The following is a 14,926-nucleotide window of genomic DNA, read 5'->3' as shown; positions in this document are numbered from 1 at the left end:
CCGCGACACCTGGATGCCGCTCCACCTGTTGCGCACGCGGCGCTTCACGGGTACCGGATCGAGCAGTGGAACGCGGGAGGCGTCTCGACCCTGGTCCACCGGCGGGCTTCTCGCCAGCAGACTCGTACGAGGGTACGCGAGTGCCGCCCGAATGTCACATTCTGATCACGGCGCGGCGCAGATCACCCGATCAGCGGCCAGAATGCGCCATCACTCGGCGATGAAGATGTGGCTCGCGACCTCGGTCGGGAGCTCGAGGCCGCCGCCCGCTCCGTCGACGCGTACGAGCACGTAGCCCCCGGCACGACTGAAGGTCGCCACGGCGCCGGGGACGATCCCGGCCTGCTTCAGCTGGCCGAGCAGCTCGGGGTCGAACTGCACGGGCTCGCCGAGGCGGCGCACCGTGCCGCGCACCGGTTCGTCGCGATCGGCGACGAGCTCGACCACGTTGACGACGCCGGCGAGGAAGGGATCGGCGGGTGCGAGCCCGAGTTCCTCGAGGCCGGGGATGGGGTTGCCGTAGGGCGACTCCTTCGGACTGCCGAGGATCTCGATGATGCGTCGCTCGACCTGCTCGCTCATCACATGCTCCCAACGGCATGCCTCGTCGTGCACGTACTCCCATTCGAGCCCGATCACATCGGCGAGCAGGCGTTCGGCGAGCCGGTGCTTGCGCATGACGTGCACGGCCTTCGAACGCCCGGTCTCGGTGAGCTCGAGGTGGCGGTCGCCGGTCACGACGACGAGTCCGTCGCGCTCCATGCGCGCGACCGTCTGCGAGACGGTGGGACCGGAGTGACCGAGACGCTCGGAGATGCGCGCGCGCAGGGGGACGATGTTCTCTTCTTCGAGGTCGAGGATCGTGCGCAGGTACATCTCGGTGGTGTCGATCAGATCGGTCACGCGTGTCCTCCCATTGCGTCGCAGCCCGTCATCCAGCCTAGTGGCCGCCGCCCGCTCGCTAGACTCGTCGCATGCCGAGCCTCGTGATCCCCGCTTCCCTGCTGCCCGCCGACGGACGCTTCGGCTGCGGCCCGTCGAAGGTGCGTCCCGAGCAGCTCGCGCACCTGGCCGAGTTCGGCCCGGCGATCCTCGGCACGTCCCACCGCCAGGCGCCGGTCAAGGACCTCGTGGGCCGCGTGCGCACCGGCCTCGCGGAGCTCTTCTCGCTGCCCGACGGCTACGAGGTGGTGCTCGGCAACGGCGGCTCGACCGCGTTCTGGGACGCGGCGTCGGCGTCGCTCATCGACCGTCGCGCGCAGCTCGCCTCGTTCGGCGAGTTCGGCGCGAAGTTCGCGAAGGCCGCCGGTGCCCCGTGGCTCGAGGCACCCGATGTGCGCACCGCAGCTCCGGGCGCGAGTGCGCGGCCCGAGGCTGTTGCCGGCATCGACGTGTACGCGTGGCCGCAGAACGAGACGTCGACGGGCGTGCAGGCCCCCGTCGCCAGGGTCGCGGGCGACGACGGCGCACTGACCGTGATCGACGCGACGAGCGCAGCCGGCGGCGCCGCCGTCGACGCACGCGAGTTCGACGTGTACTACTTCGCGCCCCAGAAGAACTTCGCGGCCGACGGCGGCCTCTGGTTCGCGATCCTCTCCCCCGCGGCGATCGAGCGCATCGAGCGCATCGCCGCGACCGACCGGTACATCCCCGAGTTCCTCTCGCTGAAGAACGCGGTCGACAACTCCCGGCTGAACCAGACGCTCAACACCCCGGCCCTCGCGACGCTCCTCCTCATGGAGAACCAGATCGACTGGATCAACGCCTCCGGCGGCCTCGCCTGGGCCGACGCGCGTACGCGCGAGTCGTCCTCGCTGCTCTACAGCTGGGCCGAGGCGAGCGACGTCGCGACGCCCTTCGTCGCCGACCCCGCCGACCGCTCGCAGGTCGTCGTCACCATCGACTTCGACGAGCGCGTCGACGCCTCGGCGATCTCGAGGACGCTCCGCGAGAACGGCATCGTCGACACCGAGCCCTACCGCAAGCTCGGTCGCAACCAGCTGCGCATCGCGACGTTCACGGCGATCGAACCCGCCGACGTGCGAGCGCTCATCGCCTCGATCGACCACGTGCTCGAGCGGATCGGCTGACCCGATGCGGCTCTGGCTGAGCGAGAGCGAGCGCAGGCCCGATCCGGCGCCGGCCCGGGCCGACGCGCGCAAGGCACTCGTCGCCGGAACGATCGGCTGGATCGCCCTGCTCGGCGCGTGCCTCGCGTTCGGCGACTGGTTCGAGGCGTCGGGCCTCGGCTGGCTCACCGCGGCGTCCGTCGTCGGGGTCGCGCTCGGCCTCATCGGCCTCGGCGTCGTGCAGACGATGCGCCGACGCGCACGTCAGTCGCCGGCGGGCGTCTCCGACTCGGGCGCCTGAGCGGCGTCCACCTCGGGCGATGGGTCGTCCCCATCGACCTGGCCGGCATCGTCGTCGTGGTCGCCCTCGTCGTCGTCTCCGTCGTCGAGCGCGTCGATGTCGATCCCGTCGAAGTCGTCGTCGGCCTCGAGCCCCTCGTCGAGCCCGTCGTCCTCGTCGTCCTCGTCGTGATCGTCGCCTTCGCCGTCGTCGAGACCCTCGTCGTCGTCGATCTCGTCATCGGCGGAGGTCTCGTCGTACTCGTCGTCGTCCGCCCCGGCGGCCTCGGCGGCCGCAGCTGCCTGGACGGCCCGGTACTCGGCGAGCCGCTCCGACCAGGGCACCCACTCGGGCGCGAGCAGCGCGTGCTCCCCCGGCATGAGTTCGGTCTCGAGCACCGTCGGCTCGGCGTCGTCGACCCTCGCGATCGTGACGCTCCAGTGCCAGCCCGGATAGCCGGCGAGGTCGGCGGCGAACTGCAGGGTGAGCACGTGCTCGCCCTCGGCGATGTGCCCGACGACCGAGCCCACGGTCTCGGGCGCCGTCACCTCGAGCAGGGCGCGCTGGGCGAGCGAGGCCGAGGCGAGCAGCACCTCGTCCGCGACGAGGGCCGGCGCCGCGTCGTGTTCGGTCGTCGTCTCGGCGACGACGTCGTCCGTCGCCGTCGCGGGGACGACCTCGTCGTCCGCCGTGTCGGGTTCGCGCGGCTCAGGCATCCAGCTCGTCAGCCACCTTGCGCAGCAGCGCCGCGATCTGACGGCCCCGCGCCTTGTCGGGGTAGCGGCCGCGACGGAGGTCGCTGCCGGCGGCGTCGAGCCACTTCACGAGGTCCTCGACGATGACGGCCATGTCGTCGGCCGACCGCCGGTTCATCTTCGCGAGGCTCGGCGGCGTCTCGATGACGCGCACCGAGAGCGCCTGCGGCCCGCGGCGCCCGTCGGCGATGCCGAACTCGACCTTCGATCCCGCACGCACGGTCGCGCCGGCGGGAAGAGCGGAAGCGTGGAGGAAGACCTCCTGGCCGTCATCTGAGCTGATGAAGCCGAACCCCTTCTCCTCGTCGTAGAACTTGACCTTGCCGGTGGGCATCGCAGAACCTCGCTTATACGTCGCACGGCGCGCCGAGAGCAACGCGCCGTTCAACCTCCAGTCTAGAGTCCCGGCGACCCACGCGCCGCCCCGCTGCCCTATCCTTGACGAGTGAGCGATTCCGGCCCTATCACCGAACATCGCGCCGAACGCGTCCTCGCCGTGATGTTCGCGGCGATCATCGGCTGCTCGATCGTCGCGTTCTTCGCCGTCATCATCGGCAGCGCCGCGGGCGCCGCTGCGAACGACGGCTTCAGCCAGGGCATCTGGCCGTTCGTCATCATGTTCCCGTGGTTCGGCCTGCCGATCGCCTTCGTGCTCCTCATCACGCTGCTGATCGTCAACGCGGTACGCCGTTCGCGCGAGACGCGGGCCGGATCGAGCTGAGCGGAGACGATGCTCGAACTCGCCGGACGACTTCGCGAACTGCCACGGGACGACCTCGCCGCAGCGCTCCGGTCGCGCGAGTTCGACGCCACCGGGGTCAACGATCTGTTCGACCTCGCCGAGTCGCTCCTCGCACCCGACTCGGTCGACCGCGCGATCGCGCGACTCGACCGGCCCCGCCTCGCCGTGCTCGTGGCGGCGGCCGACCCGACCTCGACGGTCGACGGCGTGCGGCGGACCCTCGCCGAACTCGGCGCGCCGGCATCGATGGTGGATGCCTCGGCGACGCTCATCGATCGCCTGGCCGAGTCGCTCCTCCTGGTGCGCGGCGACCAGCACCTGCACGTGCCCGCCGGCGTCGCCTCCCGGCTCCTCCCACGACTGGGCGTCGACCTGCCGACGCTCGCCGAGCTCGCCGCGCCCGCTCCGCCCGTGCTCGTGGGCGACGACCCCGTCGACCGCTCCCTGCTCGAGCGCCACTCGTCGGACGCCGCGTACGCGACGGTCGCGGCGACCGCCGAGCTGCTCGCCGCGCTCGGTGCGCAACCGGCCCGCGAACTCGCGAAGGGCGGGCTCGCCCTGCCCGACTCGAAGCGGCTCGCCGAGGCGAGCGGCACGCCCCTCGAGGCGCTGCCCGGCCTGTTCCACCGGGCCGACGAAGCCGGCCTCGTCGTGCGCGACGGGGCGTACTGGCTCGAGTCCGATCGTGGCGCGGCTTGGTCGATGGAGTCGGCGCGCGGCCGCTGGATCGTGCTCGCGGGGTGCTGGCGCGATCGCATCCCCGAGACGCTGCGGGAGCTCGTCGCGCGGCGAAGCGACACGCTCACCTCGGGGGCGCTCCGCGACGACGTTCGCTGGCTCTACCCCGCCGGCGGCGCCTGGCTCGACGACGGGCTGCAGCGCCTGCTCGGCGAGGCCGAGGCGCTCGGGCTCGCCGTCTCCGGCGAGCCGGTCGAAGCGGGCCGTCTCGTGCTCGCCGGCGAACTCGAGCGGGCCGCCGACCTCGTCGCCGCCCACTTCCCCGCCCAGGTCGATCACGTCTACCTGCAGCACGACCTCTCGATCGTCGCGCCCGGGCCGCTCGAGCCCGAGCTCGACGCGCGACTCCGCGGCATCGCCGACGTCGAGGCCCGCGACCTCGCATCGACGTATCGCGTGAGCGCGGCATCCGTGAACCGCGCGCTCGCCGCGGGCGAGCGTGCCGATTCGATCCTCGAGTTCCTGTCGTCGATCTCGCTGACCGGAATCCCGCAGCCGCTCGCGTACCTCGTCTCCGAGGCCGCCGAACGTTTCGGCGCCGTCAGGGTCACGGCCGCGGCCGAGTCGGAGGCACCCGCACAGGCCTCCATCCGATCCGACGACGCCGAGCTCGTCGGCACGCTGGCCGTCGACCAGGCGCTCGCCTCGCTCGCGCTGCGCCGCGCCGGCCCGCACCGGCTGCTCACCCGGTTCACGCCCGACGTGGTGTTCTGGGCGCTCTCCGACGCCAAGTACCCGGTCGCCGCGGAGAACGCCGACGGCGAGATCGTGCGCCTCCAGCGGCACCGGCTCGCGCCGGCTCCGGTCGTCGCTCCTCGCGCCGACCCCGTCGCCGCGCTCCTCGACCGCCTCGAGGCGACGCAGGGCGGCGACGGCACCGAGCAGGCCTGGCTCGCCCGCCAGCTCGAGGCGGCCGCCCGCTCGAAAGAGAGCCTCACCGTGACCGTCCGCATGCCCGGCGGCGACACGGCCGACTACCTGCTCGCGCCCGCGAGCGTGGCGAACGGGCGGCTGCGCGCGCGCGACCACAAGGCCGACATCGAACGCACGCTGCCGCTGTCGGCCATCGCCGCCGTCGCGCCGGCGCCCGCGGCGACGCCGGAGGGGTAGCCGGCAGCGCGACCGCGACCCACGCGACCGGGACGAGCACGAGGCATCCGCGCCGGCCGGGCGCCCACGAACCGGGCGTAGACTGGACGGTCATGTCGGACGGCCCACTCATCGTTCAGAGCGACCGCACGGTCCTCCTCGAAGTCGCGCACCCCCTCGCGGAGGACGCGCGGCACGATCTCGCCGTGTTCGCCGAGCTCGAACGCGCGCCCGAGCACGTCCACACCTACCGCATCACGCGCCTCGGTCTCTGGAACGCCAGGGCCGCGGGCCACGACGCCGACGACATGCTCGCGACGCTCGAGCGGTACGCGAAGTTCCCGGTGCCCCAGACGGTCGCGGTCGACCTCCGAGAGACCGTCGGCCGATACGGCCGGCTCGTCATCGACCGCACCGACGACGGCGCGCTCCGCCTTCAGAGCACCGACCTCGCCGTGCTCACCGAGGTCGTCGGCGCGAAGAAGATCGCCCCGCTCGTCGGCGACCGCATCGACGAGCGGAGCTTCCTCGTCGCGCCCTGGGCGCGCGGGCAGCTCAAGCAGGAGCTCGTGAAGCTCGGCTGGCCCGCCGAGGACCTCGCCGGCTACACGCCCGGCACCCCGCACGAGATGGGCCTCGTCGAGAACGGCTGGCACCTGCGCGACTACCAGCAGAAGGCGGTCGACAACTTCTTCGACGGCGGCTCGGGCGTGGTCGTGCTGCCGTGCGGCGCCGGCAAGACCCTCGTCGGCGCGGGCGCGATGGCGACCGCGAAGACCACGACGCTCATCCTCGTGACGAACACGGTGAGCGCCCGCCAGTGGCGCGACGAGCTGTTGAAGCGCACGACCCTCACCGTCGACGAGATCGGCGAGTACTCGGGTCAGGTGAAGGAGGTCAAGCCCGTCACGATCGCGACCTACCAGATCCTCACCGCGAAGCGGAAGGGCGAGTACGCGCACCTGTCGCTGCTCGACGCGCTCGACTGGGGCCTCATCGTCTACGACGAGGTGCACCTGCTGCCCGCACCCGTGTTCAAGCTCACCGCCGAGCTGCAGGCTCGCCGCCGGCTCGGGCTCACGGCGACCCTCGTGCGCGAGGACGGCCGCGAGGGCGACGTGTTCAGCCTCATCGGGCCGAAGCGCTTCGACGCCCCGTGGAAGGAGATCGAGGCGCAGGGCTTCATCTCGCCCGCGGCCTGCTACGAGGTGCGCATCGACCTGCCGCAGTCCGAACGGCTCGCATACGCGGCATCCGCCGACGACGAACGCTATCGGCTCGCCGCGACCGCCCCCGCGAAGCTCGGCGTCGTGAAAGAGCTCGTCGCCCGCCACGCGGGCGAGCGCATCCTCGTGATCGGCCAGTACCTCGACCAGATCGACGAGCTCGCCGAAGTGCTCGGCGCCCCGCAGCTGACCGGCTCGACGCCCGTCGACGAGCGCGAGCGCCTGTACCAGGAGTTCCGCGAGGGCACGACACCGGTCCTGGTGGTGTCGAAGGTCGCGAACTTCTCGGTCGACCTGCCCGAGGCGACCGTCGCGATCCAGGTGTCGGGCTCCTACGGCTCGCGCCAGGAGGAGGCGCAGCGGCTCGGCCGCCTGCTGCGCCCGAAGGAGTCGGGCCTCAGCGCCAACTTCTACACGCTCGTCGCCCGCGACACCGTCGACCAGGACTTCGCGCAGAACCGGCAGCGGTTCCTCGCCGAGCAGGGCTACAGCTACACGATCCTCGACGCGCACGCGCTCGAGGCCGCCTGATCGCCCGAGCGGCCCGAGACCCGACAGCGGTCAGCGTGCGCGCTCGTAGCGCAGCAGCAGCAGGTCGCCCGCCGGGATGGCGTGCACGAGACGCATCGGGCGGTCGAGCTCGGGCGCGCCGCGCACGATGCGCCCGGCATCGCCGGCGACGATCGTCGGACTGAGGCTCAGGCACAGCTCGTCGACGCGGTCGGCCTCGAGGAGCGAGCCGAAGAGGTGCGGCCCGCCCTCGCAGAGGACCTGCGGCACTCCCGCGGCGGCGAACGCGTCGACGGCGGCGCCGAGGTCGACCGCGACGTCACCGCACACGAACACGTCGGCGACCGCGGCGAGCGCCTTCCGCCGCTCAGGGTCCGACGCGGCGTGCGTCACGACGATCGGGCGGGTGGTCGCCTCGGCGAAGAAGGGATGCTGCGGCTGAAGCTCGAGCGCCGACGACACGACCGCGAGGCGGGGCTGGTCGGCGAGGCCGTGCTCGCGTCGCCAGGCCACGTTCTCGGGACGCAGCCGCACCCCGCCGTAACCTTCGACCCGCACGGTGCCCGCCCCCACGAGGACGAGATCGGCGAGGGTGCGCATGACGCCCATCGCGAGCCGGTCGGAGGCGTCGCCGAGTCCCCCAGACCGCCCCTCGATCGTGACGGCACCGTCGAGGCTCGACACGAAGTTCATCCGCACGCGCGGGGTCGTCCGGTCGGCGAAGGCGTAGGCCTCGAGCAGCCGCTCGCGGTCGACTCGCGGCGCCTCGGCCTGCTCGGGGGCGTCGCCCGGTGTCTCGGTCATGGCTCCTCGTTCGGCCCGTCGACCATGTTGTGCTTGAGGTACGCGGGCTCGCGCCATCCCATGATCGCCTCGACCATCCGGGCCGCGTCGACCGACTCGGGCACGTTGTGCATGCGCAGGATGCGTGCGCCCTGCGCCGCGCAGAAGACCGCCGCGGCGATCGACCCGGCGAGGCGCTCACCGCGGGGGCGGTCGAGGCTCTCACCGATGAAGTCCTTGTTCGACACCGCAGCGACGAGCGGGAAGCCGAGCCTCGTGAACTCGCCGAACCTGCGAGTGAGCTCGAGCGTCTGCAGCGTGTTCTTGTTGAGGTCGTGCCCCGGGTCGAGCACGATGCGCTCCTCGGGCACGCCGCGCGAGACGGCGAGCGCGACGCGCTCCTCGAGGAACGCGCTGATCTCGCCCACGACGTCGTCGTACTGCGGCTTCGGGAACCACTGACGGGGCTCCGCTCGGCTGTGCGTGATGACGAGCGTCGCGTCGGAGCCGGCCACCACCTCGGCGAGCGCCGCGTCGTGCACCCCGGTCGTGTCGTTGATCACGTCGGCGCCCGCGGCGATCGCCGCCGCCGCGACCTCGGCGTGGAACGTGTCGACCGACAGCGCGGCCCCCGCCCCGGCGAGCGCCGCGACCACCGGCACGACGCGATCGATCTCCTCGGCGATCGGGATCGCGGGTCCAGGCCCGAACCTCGCTCCGCCGACGTCGATCCAGGACGCGCCCGCCTCGATCGCGCGGCGCCCGGCCTCGACCGCGGCATCGAGGCCGAAGGTCGCGCCGCGGTCGTAGAACGAGTCGGGGGTGCGGTTGACGACCGCCATCACGGCGATCTCACGACGGAAGTCGACCTCGCGGCCGGCGATCACGCGCACCGGCCGGGCGAGGTTCGGCTCGACCCAGCCCGCAGGCTCCGCCGTCACGCGGATGCCTCGGCGACGAGCCGCTCGAGCGGCACCGACGCATCGGCGAGCCGGGCCGGGTCGATGCGGGCACCCGATCGGATGAGCTGCTGGACCTGGTCGTTGACGTCCCAGACGTTCACGTTCATGCCCGCGACGACGCGGCCCTCCCGCTGCCAGAACGCGAGGAACTCGCGCGCGGCCCGGTCGCCGCGGAAGACCGGGTCGATGCCGTCGGCGAGCGTGCCGTAGCCCGAGTACTCCATGCCGAGATCGTACTGGTCGGTGTAGAAGTACGGGATCTCGGCGTACTCGACGCCCTCACCGGCGAGCGAGCGACCGGCGGCTCGCCCGGCGTTCTCGGCATTGGCCCAGTGCTCGACGCGCAGGTGGGACTGGAGCACCGGGTGGTAGACGCTCGCGACGTCGCCGACGGCGTACACGTCGTCGGCGCTCGTGCGGAACGAGGCGTCCGTCACGATGCCGCCCCGCACCTCGAGTCCGGCCGCCTCGGCGAGGCCGGTCTCGGGCACGGCGCCGATGCCGACGAGCACGAGATCGGCGGGCACGGTCTCACCGGTGTCGAGCTCGACCCCGGTCACGCGTCCGCCCTCGCCGCGGATGCCGGCGACGCCGGTCGACATGCGCAGGTCGACGCCGTTCGCCCGGTGCAGTTCGGCGAACACCTCGCCGACCGCGCTGCCGACGGCCGCAGCGAGCGGCACCGCCTCGGGCGCGATGACCGTCACCTCGTCGGCGTACCCGCGCGCCGCCGCCGTGGCCTCGAGGCCGATCCAGCCGGCGCCGATCGCCACCATCCGCCGGCCGCCGACCGCGAGCGCGGACCGGAGCGCCTCGGAGTCGGCGAACGTGCGCAGCACGTGCACGCCCGCGAGCTCGCCCTCCGGAGCACGCCATCGCCTGGCGCTCGCCCCCGTCGCGAGAAGCAGGCGCCCGTAGTCGAGCGTGCGGCCGTCGGCCAGCCGGAGCCGGTGCGCGGCGGGGTCGAGCCCGGTCGCGCGCACGCCGCGCAGCACCTCGACGCGCTCGTCGGCGTACCAGTCGGCCGGGAACACGTCGACGACGTCGCGTTCGGCCGCACCGGTCAGGAACTCCTTCGACAGCGGCGGCCGGATGTACGGCATCGCGTCTTCGCCGGCGACGATCGTGATCGGGCCCGTGTGCCCGGCCTGCCTCGCGCCCTCGGCTGCTCGGGCGCCCGCCAGCCCGCCGCCGACGACCAGGAGCCGTTCGTCACCCATCTCAGTTCTCCGTTCTGCCGATGCCGCAGCGCTCGAGGAACTCGCGGCGGACGCGGTCGTCGTCGCGCACGACGCCCGCGAGCGAGCTCGTGACGGTGCGCGTGCCCGGCACCTGCACGCCGCGGAGCGACATGCAGAGGTGCTCGGCCTCGAGCACGACGCCGACCCCGTCGGGCTCGAGCACCTCGACGAGGCGGTCGGCGATCTGCCGTGTCAGCCGCTCCTGCACCTGCAGGTCCCGGGCGTACTGCTCGACCACGCGGGCGAGCTTCGAGAGCCCGATGATGCGGTCGCCGGGGACGTAGCCGAGGTGGGCGACGCCGCGGAAGGGCAGCAGGTGGTGCTCGCAGAGGGAGTCGAACGGGATGTCGCGGACGACCACGAGTTCGCCGTAGCCCTCGCCGGGGAAGGTCGTCGGCGAGAACGGCCGCGGCGTCAGGAGCTCGATGAAGGCGTCGGCGACGCGTCGCGGGGTGTCGGCGAGGTGCTCGCTCTCGACGTCGCGGCCGAGCGCGACGAGCAGCGCCCGCACCGCGCGGGCGGCCCCCTCGCGGTCGACGGCACGCTCCGGCGCCTCGTCGGCGGTGACGGCGTGGAGTCTCGGCACCTCGGCCGCCCCTGCGAGTTCGATCGACGTCATGCGCACCTCCCGGGCCCTCGATGCCGAGGCTAGGCCCGCGTGATTCTTTTGTCAATGATTTCTGCATTTAGAGATATGATCGGGCCATGGCCTCCGCAGCGCAGGGCGACGCCGACGCGATCCGGGCGGTCGGCGCCCTCGCCGACCCGATCCGCAGACGCGTCTACCGCACCGTCTCGGCGAGCCGCGACGCCGTCGGTCGCGATCACGTCGCCGAGGTGCTCGACCTGCCGCGATCGACGGCCGCGTTCCACCTCGACCGCCTCGCGGACGCCGGTCTGCTCGCGACCGAGTCGCGCCGCCTGACCGGCCGATCGGGACCGGGGGCGGGCCGACCCGCGAAGCTCTACCGGCGCGCCGACGACGAGATCGCCTTCAGCATCCCGGCCCGGCTCTACGAGCTCGGCGGCGGCGTCATGGCCGAGGCGATCGGCCGAGCCGTCGACGAGGGGGTCCCGGTGCGCGACGCGCTGCGCGACGCGGCCGAACGAGCTGGGCGGCGTCTCGCCGAGGCATCCGGCGACCTCACCGAGGCGCTCGGCGACGCCGGCCTCGAACCGCGCGACGACGGCGGCGAGGGGGTCGTGCTCGGCACCTGCCCGTTCCATCGGCTCGCCCGCGAGAACCCCGGCGTGGTGTGCGAACTCAACCACGCCCTCGTCTGCGGCATGGCCGACTCGACCGGGTCCGACCCCGAACGCGTCATGCTCGACCCCGGGGCGGGCGCATGCTGCATCCGCATCGTCGACGCGCCGCACTGACCCGCCGCCCACACGACTCACAGCCACGTTTCAGCAAACGTCAAGAGAATCGAGCCATGAGCGACGGACCTCGCATTCTCATCGTCGACGACGAGCCCAACATCCGCGACCTCCTCACCACCAGCCTGCGGTTCGCGGGCTTCGCGGTGCGCGCCGTGGGCAACGGCGCGCAGACCATCTCGGCCGTGCTCGAGGAGGAGCCCGACCTCATCATCCTCGACGTCATGCTGCCCGACATGAACGGCTTCGGCGTCACCAAGCGGCTGCGCTCGGCCGGGTACACCGCGCCGATCCTCTTCCTCACCGCGAAGGACGACACCGAGGACAAGATCACCGGCCTCACCGTCGGCGGCGACGACTACGTGACGAAGCCTTTCTCGCTCGACGAGATCGTCGCGCGCATCAAGGCCATCCTGCGGCGCACGATGCACGCCGAGGAGGACGCGGTCATCCGCACCGGCGAGCTCACGATGGACCAGGACACCCACGAGGTGCTCGTCGGCGACGTGCCGGTGGAGCTCTCCCCCACCGAGTTCAAGCTGCTCCGCTACCTCATGCTGAACCCCAACCGGGTGCTGTCGAAGGCGCAGATCCTCGACCACGTCTGGGAGTACGACTTCAACGGCGACGCCGGCATCGTCGAGAGCTACATCTCGTACCTGCGCCGCAAGCTCGACCAGCACTCGGCCGAGCCGCTCATCCAGACCAAGCGCGGGTTCGGCTACATGCTGAAGAGCTCCAAGCCCTGACCCAGCTTCCGCCGCCTAGACTCGGCCAGCCATGAATCAGACGATGTTCGAGCGGTGGAACCGCATCTCGCTGCGCACCAAGATCACCGGTGTGACGGTGCTCATGCTGACGCTCGGGCTGCTCGTCTCGGGCATCGGCACGGCCGCGATGCTGCGCTCGTACGTCGAGGACCAGATGGAGTCGAAGCTCCAGTCGCTCGCCTCGGGCGACGGGCTCACGAAGTACTTCGAGATCGACAGCGACCGGCCCCGGGCGCAGACGAACCTCAACCAGCTCGACTTCAGGCCGAGCGACGACGTCTTCGTCGCGATCTACACCTCGAGCGGCGAGTACCTCCGCAGCAACTGGGAGGACCGGCCCGAGGCCGACTGGCCGCGGATCCCCAAGACGCTCACGCAGGGGAAGGTCACCTCGCTCAACGACGGGGGCTACCGGACGTTCGCCCTCGACGACGACGCCGACGAGCCGACCTTCCGCGCCGTGACGACGCTCGTCACCGCCGACTCGCACGGCACCCTCGTGCCGATCGTGATCGCGATCTCGTCGAAGGACACCGAGCGCCTGCTCGCGGTCTACCTGACGATCTTCTTCGGCTTCGGGCTCGGCGTCGTGCTCGTCGGGGCGCTGCTCACCCGGATGCTGGTGACGAGCACCTTCGCGCCGCTCCGCGAGGTCGAGCGCACGGCCGCCGCGATCGCCGACGGCGACTTCAGCCAGCGCCTCGGCGGCGCCACCCCGAACACCGAGGTCGGCCGGCTGAACCGGTCGCTCAACACGATGCTCAACCGCATCGACCGCGCCTTCCGCGACCGCGCGCGCACGATCGACCAGATGCGCCGCTTCGTCGGCGACGCATCGCACGAGCTGCGCACGCCGCTCGTCTCGGTCCGCGGCTACGCCGAGCTCTACCGCATGGGCGCACTGCAGTCGCCCGAAGAGGTCGGCCAGGCGATGGAGCGCATCGAGAAGGAGGCCATCCGCATGGGCGGTCTCGTCGAAGACCTCCTCGCCCTCGCCCGCCTCGACGAGGCGAAGCCGCTCGAGCTCGCCGAGGTCGACCTGGTTCCGCTCGCCCGCGACGCAGCGCTCGACACGATGGCGGCGCATCCCGACCGCACCGTGACGGTCATCGCCCCCGAGGCCGGCACCGTCGAGGACGCCTCGGAGCCCGTGGAGCTCGCCGTCGACCTCGAGCAGGCCCCCATGCGCTCGACCGGCGCGATCGCGTTCGCCGGCGCGACCCTCGCGCGACTCCGTGGCCGACGACTCGCACCGGCGCCGCGGCGCACCTCTTCGCGCGCGGCCGGACGCGAGGCGCAGCGACGGCGCCAGCTCGACGCCGCCGGCATCGAGCTCGAGGCATCCGCAGCCGCATCGGCCGGCGAGCCCACCGGGCCCGCGCCCACGATGCCGGTGCCCATCGGGTCCGGTGAACCCGCCCCCGTGCAGCGCGCCGTCGTGCTCGCCGAGGAGAACAAGATCCGCCAGGTCATCACGAACCTGATGGGCAACGCGATGCGCTTCACGAACGACGGCTCGCCGATCGAGATCAGGGTGAGCATCGACCCGGCCGACGAGCGGGCAATGGTCGAGGTGATCGACCACGGCGAGGGCATCCCGCCGCAGATCCGCGAGAAGATCTTCCAGCGGTTCTGGCGCGCCGACACCTCGCGCACGCGCGAGACCGGGGGCTCCGGTCTCGGGCTCGCGATCGTCTCGTCGATCGTCGCGGCCCACAACGGCAGCGTCGACGTCGTCGAGACGCCCGGCGGCGGCGCGACCTTCCGCGTCATGCTGCCGCTCGCCGGTTCCGCCGCCGCTCCGCAGTCGATCGTCGAGGCCTGAGGCACGACCCGTCCTCGACAGCCGGCCGCTCGTTCGATCGAGGCACCCCGGCGACCTCGCCCGCGGCTCGGGACGCCCGGCGCGCCTAGCGTGTCGAGCGAACCGAACGAAAGGGATGTCCCATGACGAGCTATCACGTCGACGCCGACCAGGTCTCCGCCGCGACCCAGACCGTGCAGGGCACGATCGGGCGCATCCAGTCCGACGTCGCGGCGCTCATGTCGCAGCTCACCGGGCTGCAGTCGTCGTGGTCGGGCCAGGCGTCGTCGGCCTTCCAGGGCGCGGTCGCCGACTGGCGGGCCACGCAGTTGCAGGTCGAGCAGAGCCTCGTCGGTCTCAATCGCGCACTCGGGCTCGCCGCGGCGCAGTACGCCGACGCTGAGCAGTCGAACGCCCGGCTCTTCCTGCGCTGAGCCGGGCGCATTCCCGGCGTCGGTGCCACGTGCCCGAGACCGGGTCCATGACGAACGAGACACCGCTCGACCGGTCGCCGGCGGACGCCCGGCGGGCGGACACGACGAAGGGCGCCTCCCGGGGGAGGCGCCCTTCGCGCATT

General features: G+C 72.2%; 16 protein-coding genes. 9 read left to right on the top strand and 7 right to left on the bottom strand.

Translation table 11 applies throughout. From position 1 onward, the window contains the following. Positions 1 to 210 precede the first annotated feature (210 nt). Positions 211 to 903 carry a metal-dependent transcriptional regulator gene (locus tag ACFWGP_RS15595; RefSeq protein WP_275505552.1) on the bottom strand — a complete coding sequence of 231 codons (693 nt, stop codon included), beginning with the start codon at positions 901 to 903 and terminating at the stop codon, positions 211 to 213. Between the two features lie 71 nt (positions 904 to 974). Between ACFWGP_RS15595 and serC the strand changes: the two genes are divergently transcribed. Next, positions 975 to 2,090 carry a phosphoserine transaminase gene (gene serC, locus ACFWGP_RS15590; RefSeq protein WP_231430270.1) on the top strand — a complete coding sequence of 372 codons (1,116 nt, stop codon included), beginning with the start codon at positions 975 to 977 and terminating at the stop codon, positions 2,088 to 2,090. Positions 2,091 to 2,094: 4 nt separating this feature from the next. Next, positions 2,095 to 2,370 carry a DUF2530 domain-containing protein gene (locus ACFWGP_RS15585; RefSeq protein WP_275505551.1) on the top strand — a complete coding sequence of 92 codons (276 nt, stop codon included), beginning with the start codon at positions 2,095 to 2,097 and terminating at the stop codon, positions 2,368 to 2,370. Here ACFWGP_RS15585 and ACFWGP_RS15580 read toward each other — a convergent pair. Further along, positions 2,334 to 3,065 carry a DUF3027 domain-containing protein gene (locus tag ACFWGP_RS15580; RefSeq protein WP_231430268.1) on the bottom strand — a complete coding sequence of 244 codons (732 nt, stop codon included), beginning with the start codon at positions 3,063 to 3,065 and terminating at the stop codon, positions 2,334 to 2,336. The genes ACFWGP_RS15585 and ACFWGP_RS15580 overlap by 37 nt on opposite strands. Beyond that, positions 3,058 to 3,438, bottom strand: a complete 381-nt coding sequence (locus ACFWGP_RS15575) for a cold-shock protein (RefSeq protein WP_231430267.1) — start codon at positions 3,436 to 3,438, stop codon at positions 3,058 to 3,060. The genes ACFWGP_RS15580 and ACFWGP_RS15575 overlap by 8 nt, the downstream gene beginning before the upstream one ends. 111 nt (positions 3,439 to 3,549) lie before the next feature. Here ACFWGP_RS15575 and ACFWGP_RS15570 point away from each other — a divergent pair, with 111 nt between their 5' ends. The 3 genes from ACFWGP_RS15570 to ACFWGP_RS15560 all read left to right on the top strand — a co-directional run bounded on the left by ACFWGP_RS15570 (position 3,550) and on the right by ACFWGP_RS15560 (position 7,430). Then, a complete protein-coding gene (locus ACFWGP_RS15570) occupies positions 3,550 to 3,825 on the top strand; it encodes a multidrug ABC transporter ATPase (RefSeq protein WP_231430266.1) in 276 nt (91 codons plus the stop codon). A 9-nt stretch (positions 3,826 to 3,834) separates the two neighbouring features. After that, positions 3,835 to 5,694, top strand: coding sequence for a helicase-associated domain-containing protein (locus tag ACFWGP_RS15565; RefSeq protein WP_376931316.1), 1,860 nt, complete (start codon positions 3,835 to 3,837; stop codon positions 5,692 to 5,694). A 92-nt stretch (positions 5,695 to 5,786) separates the two neighbouring features. Next, the gene (locus ACFWGP_RS15560) at positions 5,787 to 7,430 is read left to right on the top strand and encodes a DNA repair helicase XPB (RefSeq protein WP_231430264.1); all 1,644 of its coding nucleotides are present in this window, start codon (positions 5,787 to 5,789) and stop codon (positions 7,428 to 7,430) included. 30 nt (positions 7,431 to 7,460) lie between these two features. On the opposite strand, the gene ACFWGP_RS15555 is transcribed toward ACFWGP_RS15560, so the two are convergent. Genes ACFWGP_RS15555 through folE form a run of 4 tightly spaced genes read right to left on the bottom strand, consistent with a single transcriptional unit; the run spans position 7,461 to position 11,014 of the window. Next, positions 7,461 to 8,213, bottom strand: coding sequence for a pyrimidine reductase family protein (locus ACFWGP_RS15555; RefSeq protein ID WP_376931315.1), 753 nt, complete (start codon positions 8,211 to 8,213; stop codon positions 7,461 to 7,463). Then, positions 8,210 to 9,133, bottom strand: a complete 924-nt coding sequence (folP, locus tag ACFWGP_RS15550; RefSeq protein ID WP_374201101.1) for a dihydropteroate synthase — start codon at positions 9,131 to 9,133, stop codon at positions 8,210 to 8,212. Before folP ends, ACFWGP_RS15555 begins: the two co-directional genes overlap by 4 nt. Continuing rightward, a complete protein-coding gene (locus ACFWGP_RS15545) occupies positions 9,130 to 10,374 on the bottom strand; it encodes an NAD(P)/FAD-dependent oxidoreductase (RefSeq protein WP_231430262.1) in 1,245 nt (414 codons plus the stop codon). The genes folP and ACFWGP_RS15545 overlap by 4 nt, the downstream gene beginning before the upstream one ends. Before the next feature lies 1 nt (position 10,375). Next, complete coding sequence (gene folE / locus ACFWGP_RS15540) at positions 10,376 to 11,014, bottom strand: GTP cyclohydrolase I FolE (RefSeq protein WP_231430261.1); 639 nt, start codon at positions 11,012 to 11,014, stop codon at positions 10,376 to 10,378. Positions 11,015 to 11,100: 86 nt separating this feature from the next. On the opposite strand from folE, the gene ACFWGP_RS15535 reads away from it, so the two are divergent. The 4 genes from ACFWGP_RS15535 (at position 11,101) to ACFWGP_RS15520 (ending at position 14,783) form a co-directional block, all read left to right on the top strand. Further along, the gene (locus ACFWGP_RS15535) at positions 11,101 to 11,775 is read left to right on the top strand and encodes a metalloregulator ArsR/SmtB family transcription factor (RefSeq protein ID WP_231430260.1); all 675 of its coding nucleotides are present in this window, start codon (positions 11,101 to 11,103) and stop codon (positions 11,773 to 11,775) included. A gap of 56 nt (positions 11,776 to 11,831) precedes the next feature. Further along, complete coding sequence (locus ACFWGP_RS15530; RefSeq protein ID WP_022894322.1) at positions 11,832 to 12,524, top strand: response regulator transcription factor; 693 nt, start codon at positions 11,832 to 11,834, stop codon at positions 12,522 to 12,524. Positions 12,525 to 12,555: 31 nt separating this feature from the next. Next, positions 12,556 to 14,370, top strand: coding sequence for a cell wall metabolism sensor histidine kinase WalK (locus ACFWGP_RS15525; protein WP_231430259.1), 1,815 nt, complete (start codon positions 12,556 to 12,558; stop codon positions 14,368 to 14,370). A gap of 122 nt (positions 14,371 to 14,492) precedes the next feature. Then, on the top strand, positions 14,493 to 14,783 hold the full coding sequence (locus ACFWGP_RS15520) for a WXG100 family type VII secretion target (RefSeq protein WP_231430258.1): 291 nt from the start codon (positions 14,493 to 14,495) through the stop codon (positions 14,781 to 14,783). The last annotated feature ends 143 nt before the right edge of the window (positions 14,784 to 14,926 follow it).

Source organism: Agromyces sp. NPDC127015 (genome assembly GCF_042725165.1).
Taxonomy (GTDB): Bacteria; Actinomycetota; Actinomycetes; order Actinomycetales; family Microbacteriaceae; genus Agromyces; species Agromyces chromiiresistens.
Note: the sequence above shows the minus strand (reverse complement) of the source record. Positions and strands in the feature narration are given on the sequence as shown.

Bases quoted from the DNA above. Each gene is read 5' to 3' on its own strand.
- ACFWGP_RS15565 (WP_376931316.1), top strand. From the start codon at position 3,835: ATGCTCGAACTCGCCGGACGACTTCGCGAACTGCCACGGGACGACCTC.
- ACFWGP_RS15580 (WP_231430268.1), bottom strand. From the start codon at position 3,065: ATGCCTGAGCCGCGCGAACCCGACACGGCGGACGACGAGGTCGTCCCC.
- ACFWGP_RS15545 (WP_231430262.1), bottom strand. From the start codon at position 10,374: ATGGGTGACGAACGGCTCCTGGTCGTCGGCGGCGGGCTGGCGGGCGCC.
- ACFWGP_RS15525 (WP_231430259.1), top strand. From the start codon at position 12,556: ATGAATCAGACGATGTTCGAGCGGTGGAACCGCATCTCGCTGCGCACC.
- serC (WP_231430270.1), top strand. From the start codon at position 975: ATGCCGAGCCTCGTGATCCCCGCTTCCCTGCTGCCCGCCGACGGACGC.
- ACFWGP_RS15575 (WP_231430267.1), bottom strand. From the start codon at position 3,438: ATGCCCACCGGCAAGGTCAAGTTCTACGACGAGGAGAAGGGGTTCGGC.
- ACFWGP_RS15535 (WP_231430260.1), top strand. From the start codon at position 11,101: ATGGCCTCCGCAGCGCAGGGCGACGCCGACGCGATCCGGGCGGTCGGC.
- folE (WP_231430261.1), bottom strand. From the start codon at position 11,014: ATGACGTCGATCGAACTCGCAGGGGCGGCCGAGGTGCCGAGACTCCAC.
- ACFWGP_RS15520 (WP_231430258.1), top strand. From the start codon at position 14,493: ATGACGAGCTATCACGTCGACGCCGACCAGGTCTCCGCCGCGACCCAG.
- ACFWGP_RS15555 (WP_376931315.1), bottom strand. From the start codon at position 8,213: ATGACCGAGACACCGGGCGACGCCCCCGAGCAGGCCGAGGCGCCGCGA.
- ACFWGP_RS15530 (WP_022894322.1), top strand. From the start codon at position 11,832: ATGAGCGACGGACCTCGCATTCTCATCGTCGACGACGAGCCCAACATC.
- ACFWGP_RS15560 (WP_231430264.1), top strand. From the start codon at position 5,787: ATGTCGGACGGCCCACTCATCGTTCAGAGCGACCGCACGGTCCTCCTC.
- ACFWGP_RS15585 (WP_275505551.1), top strand. From the start codon at position 2,095: ATGCGGCTCTGGCTGAGCGAGAGCGAGCGCAGGCCCGATCCGGCGCCG.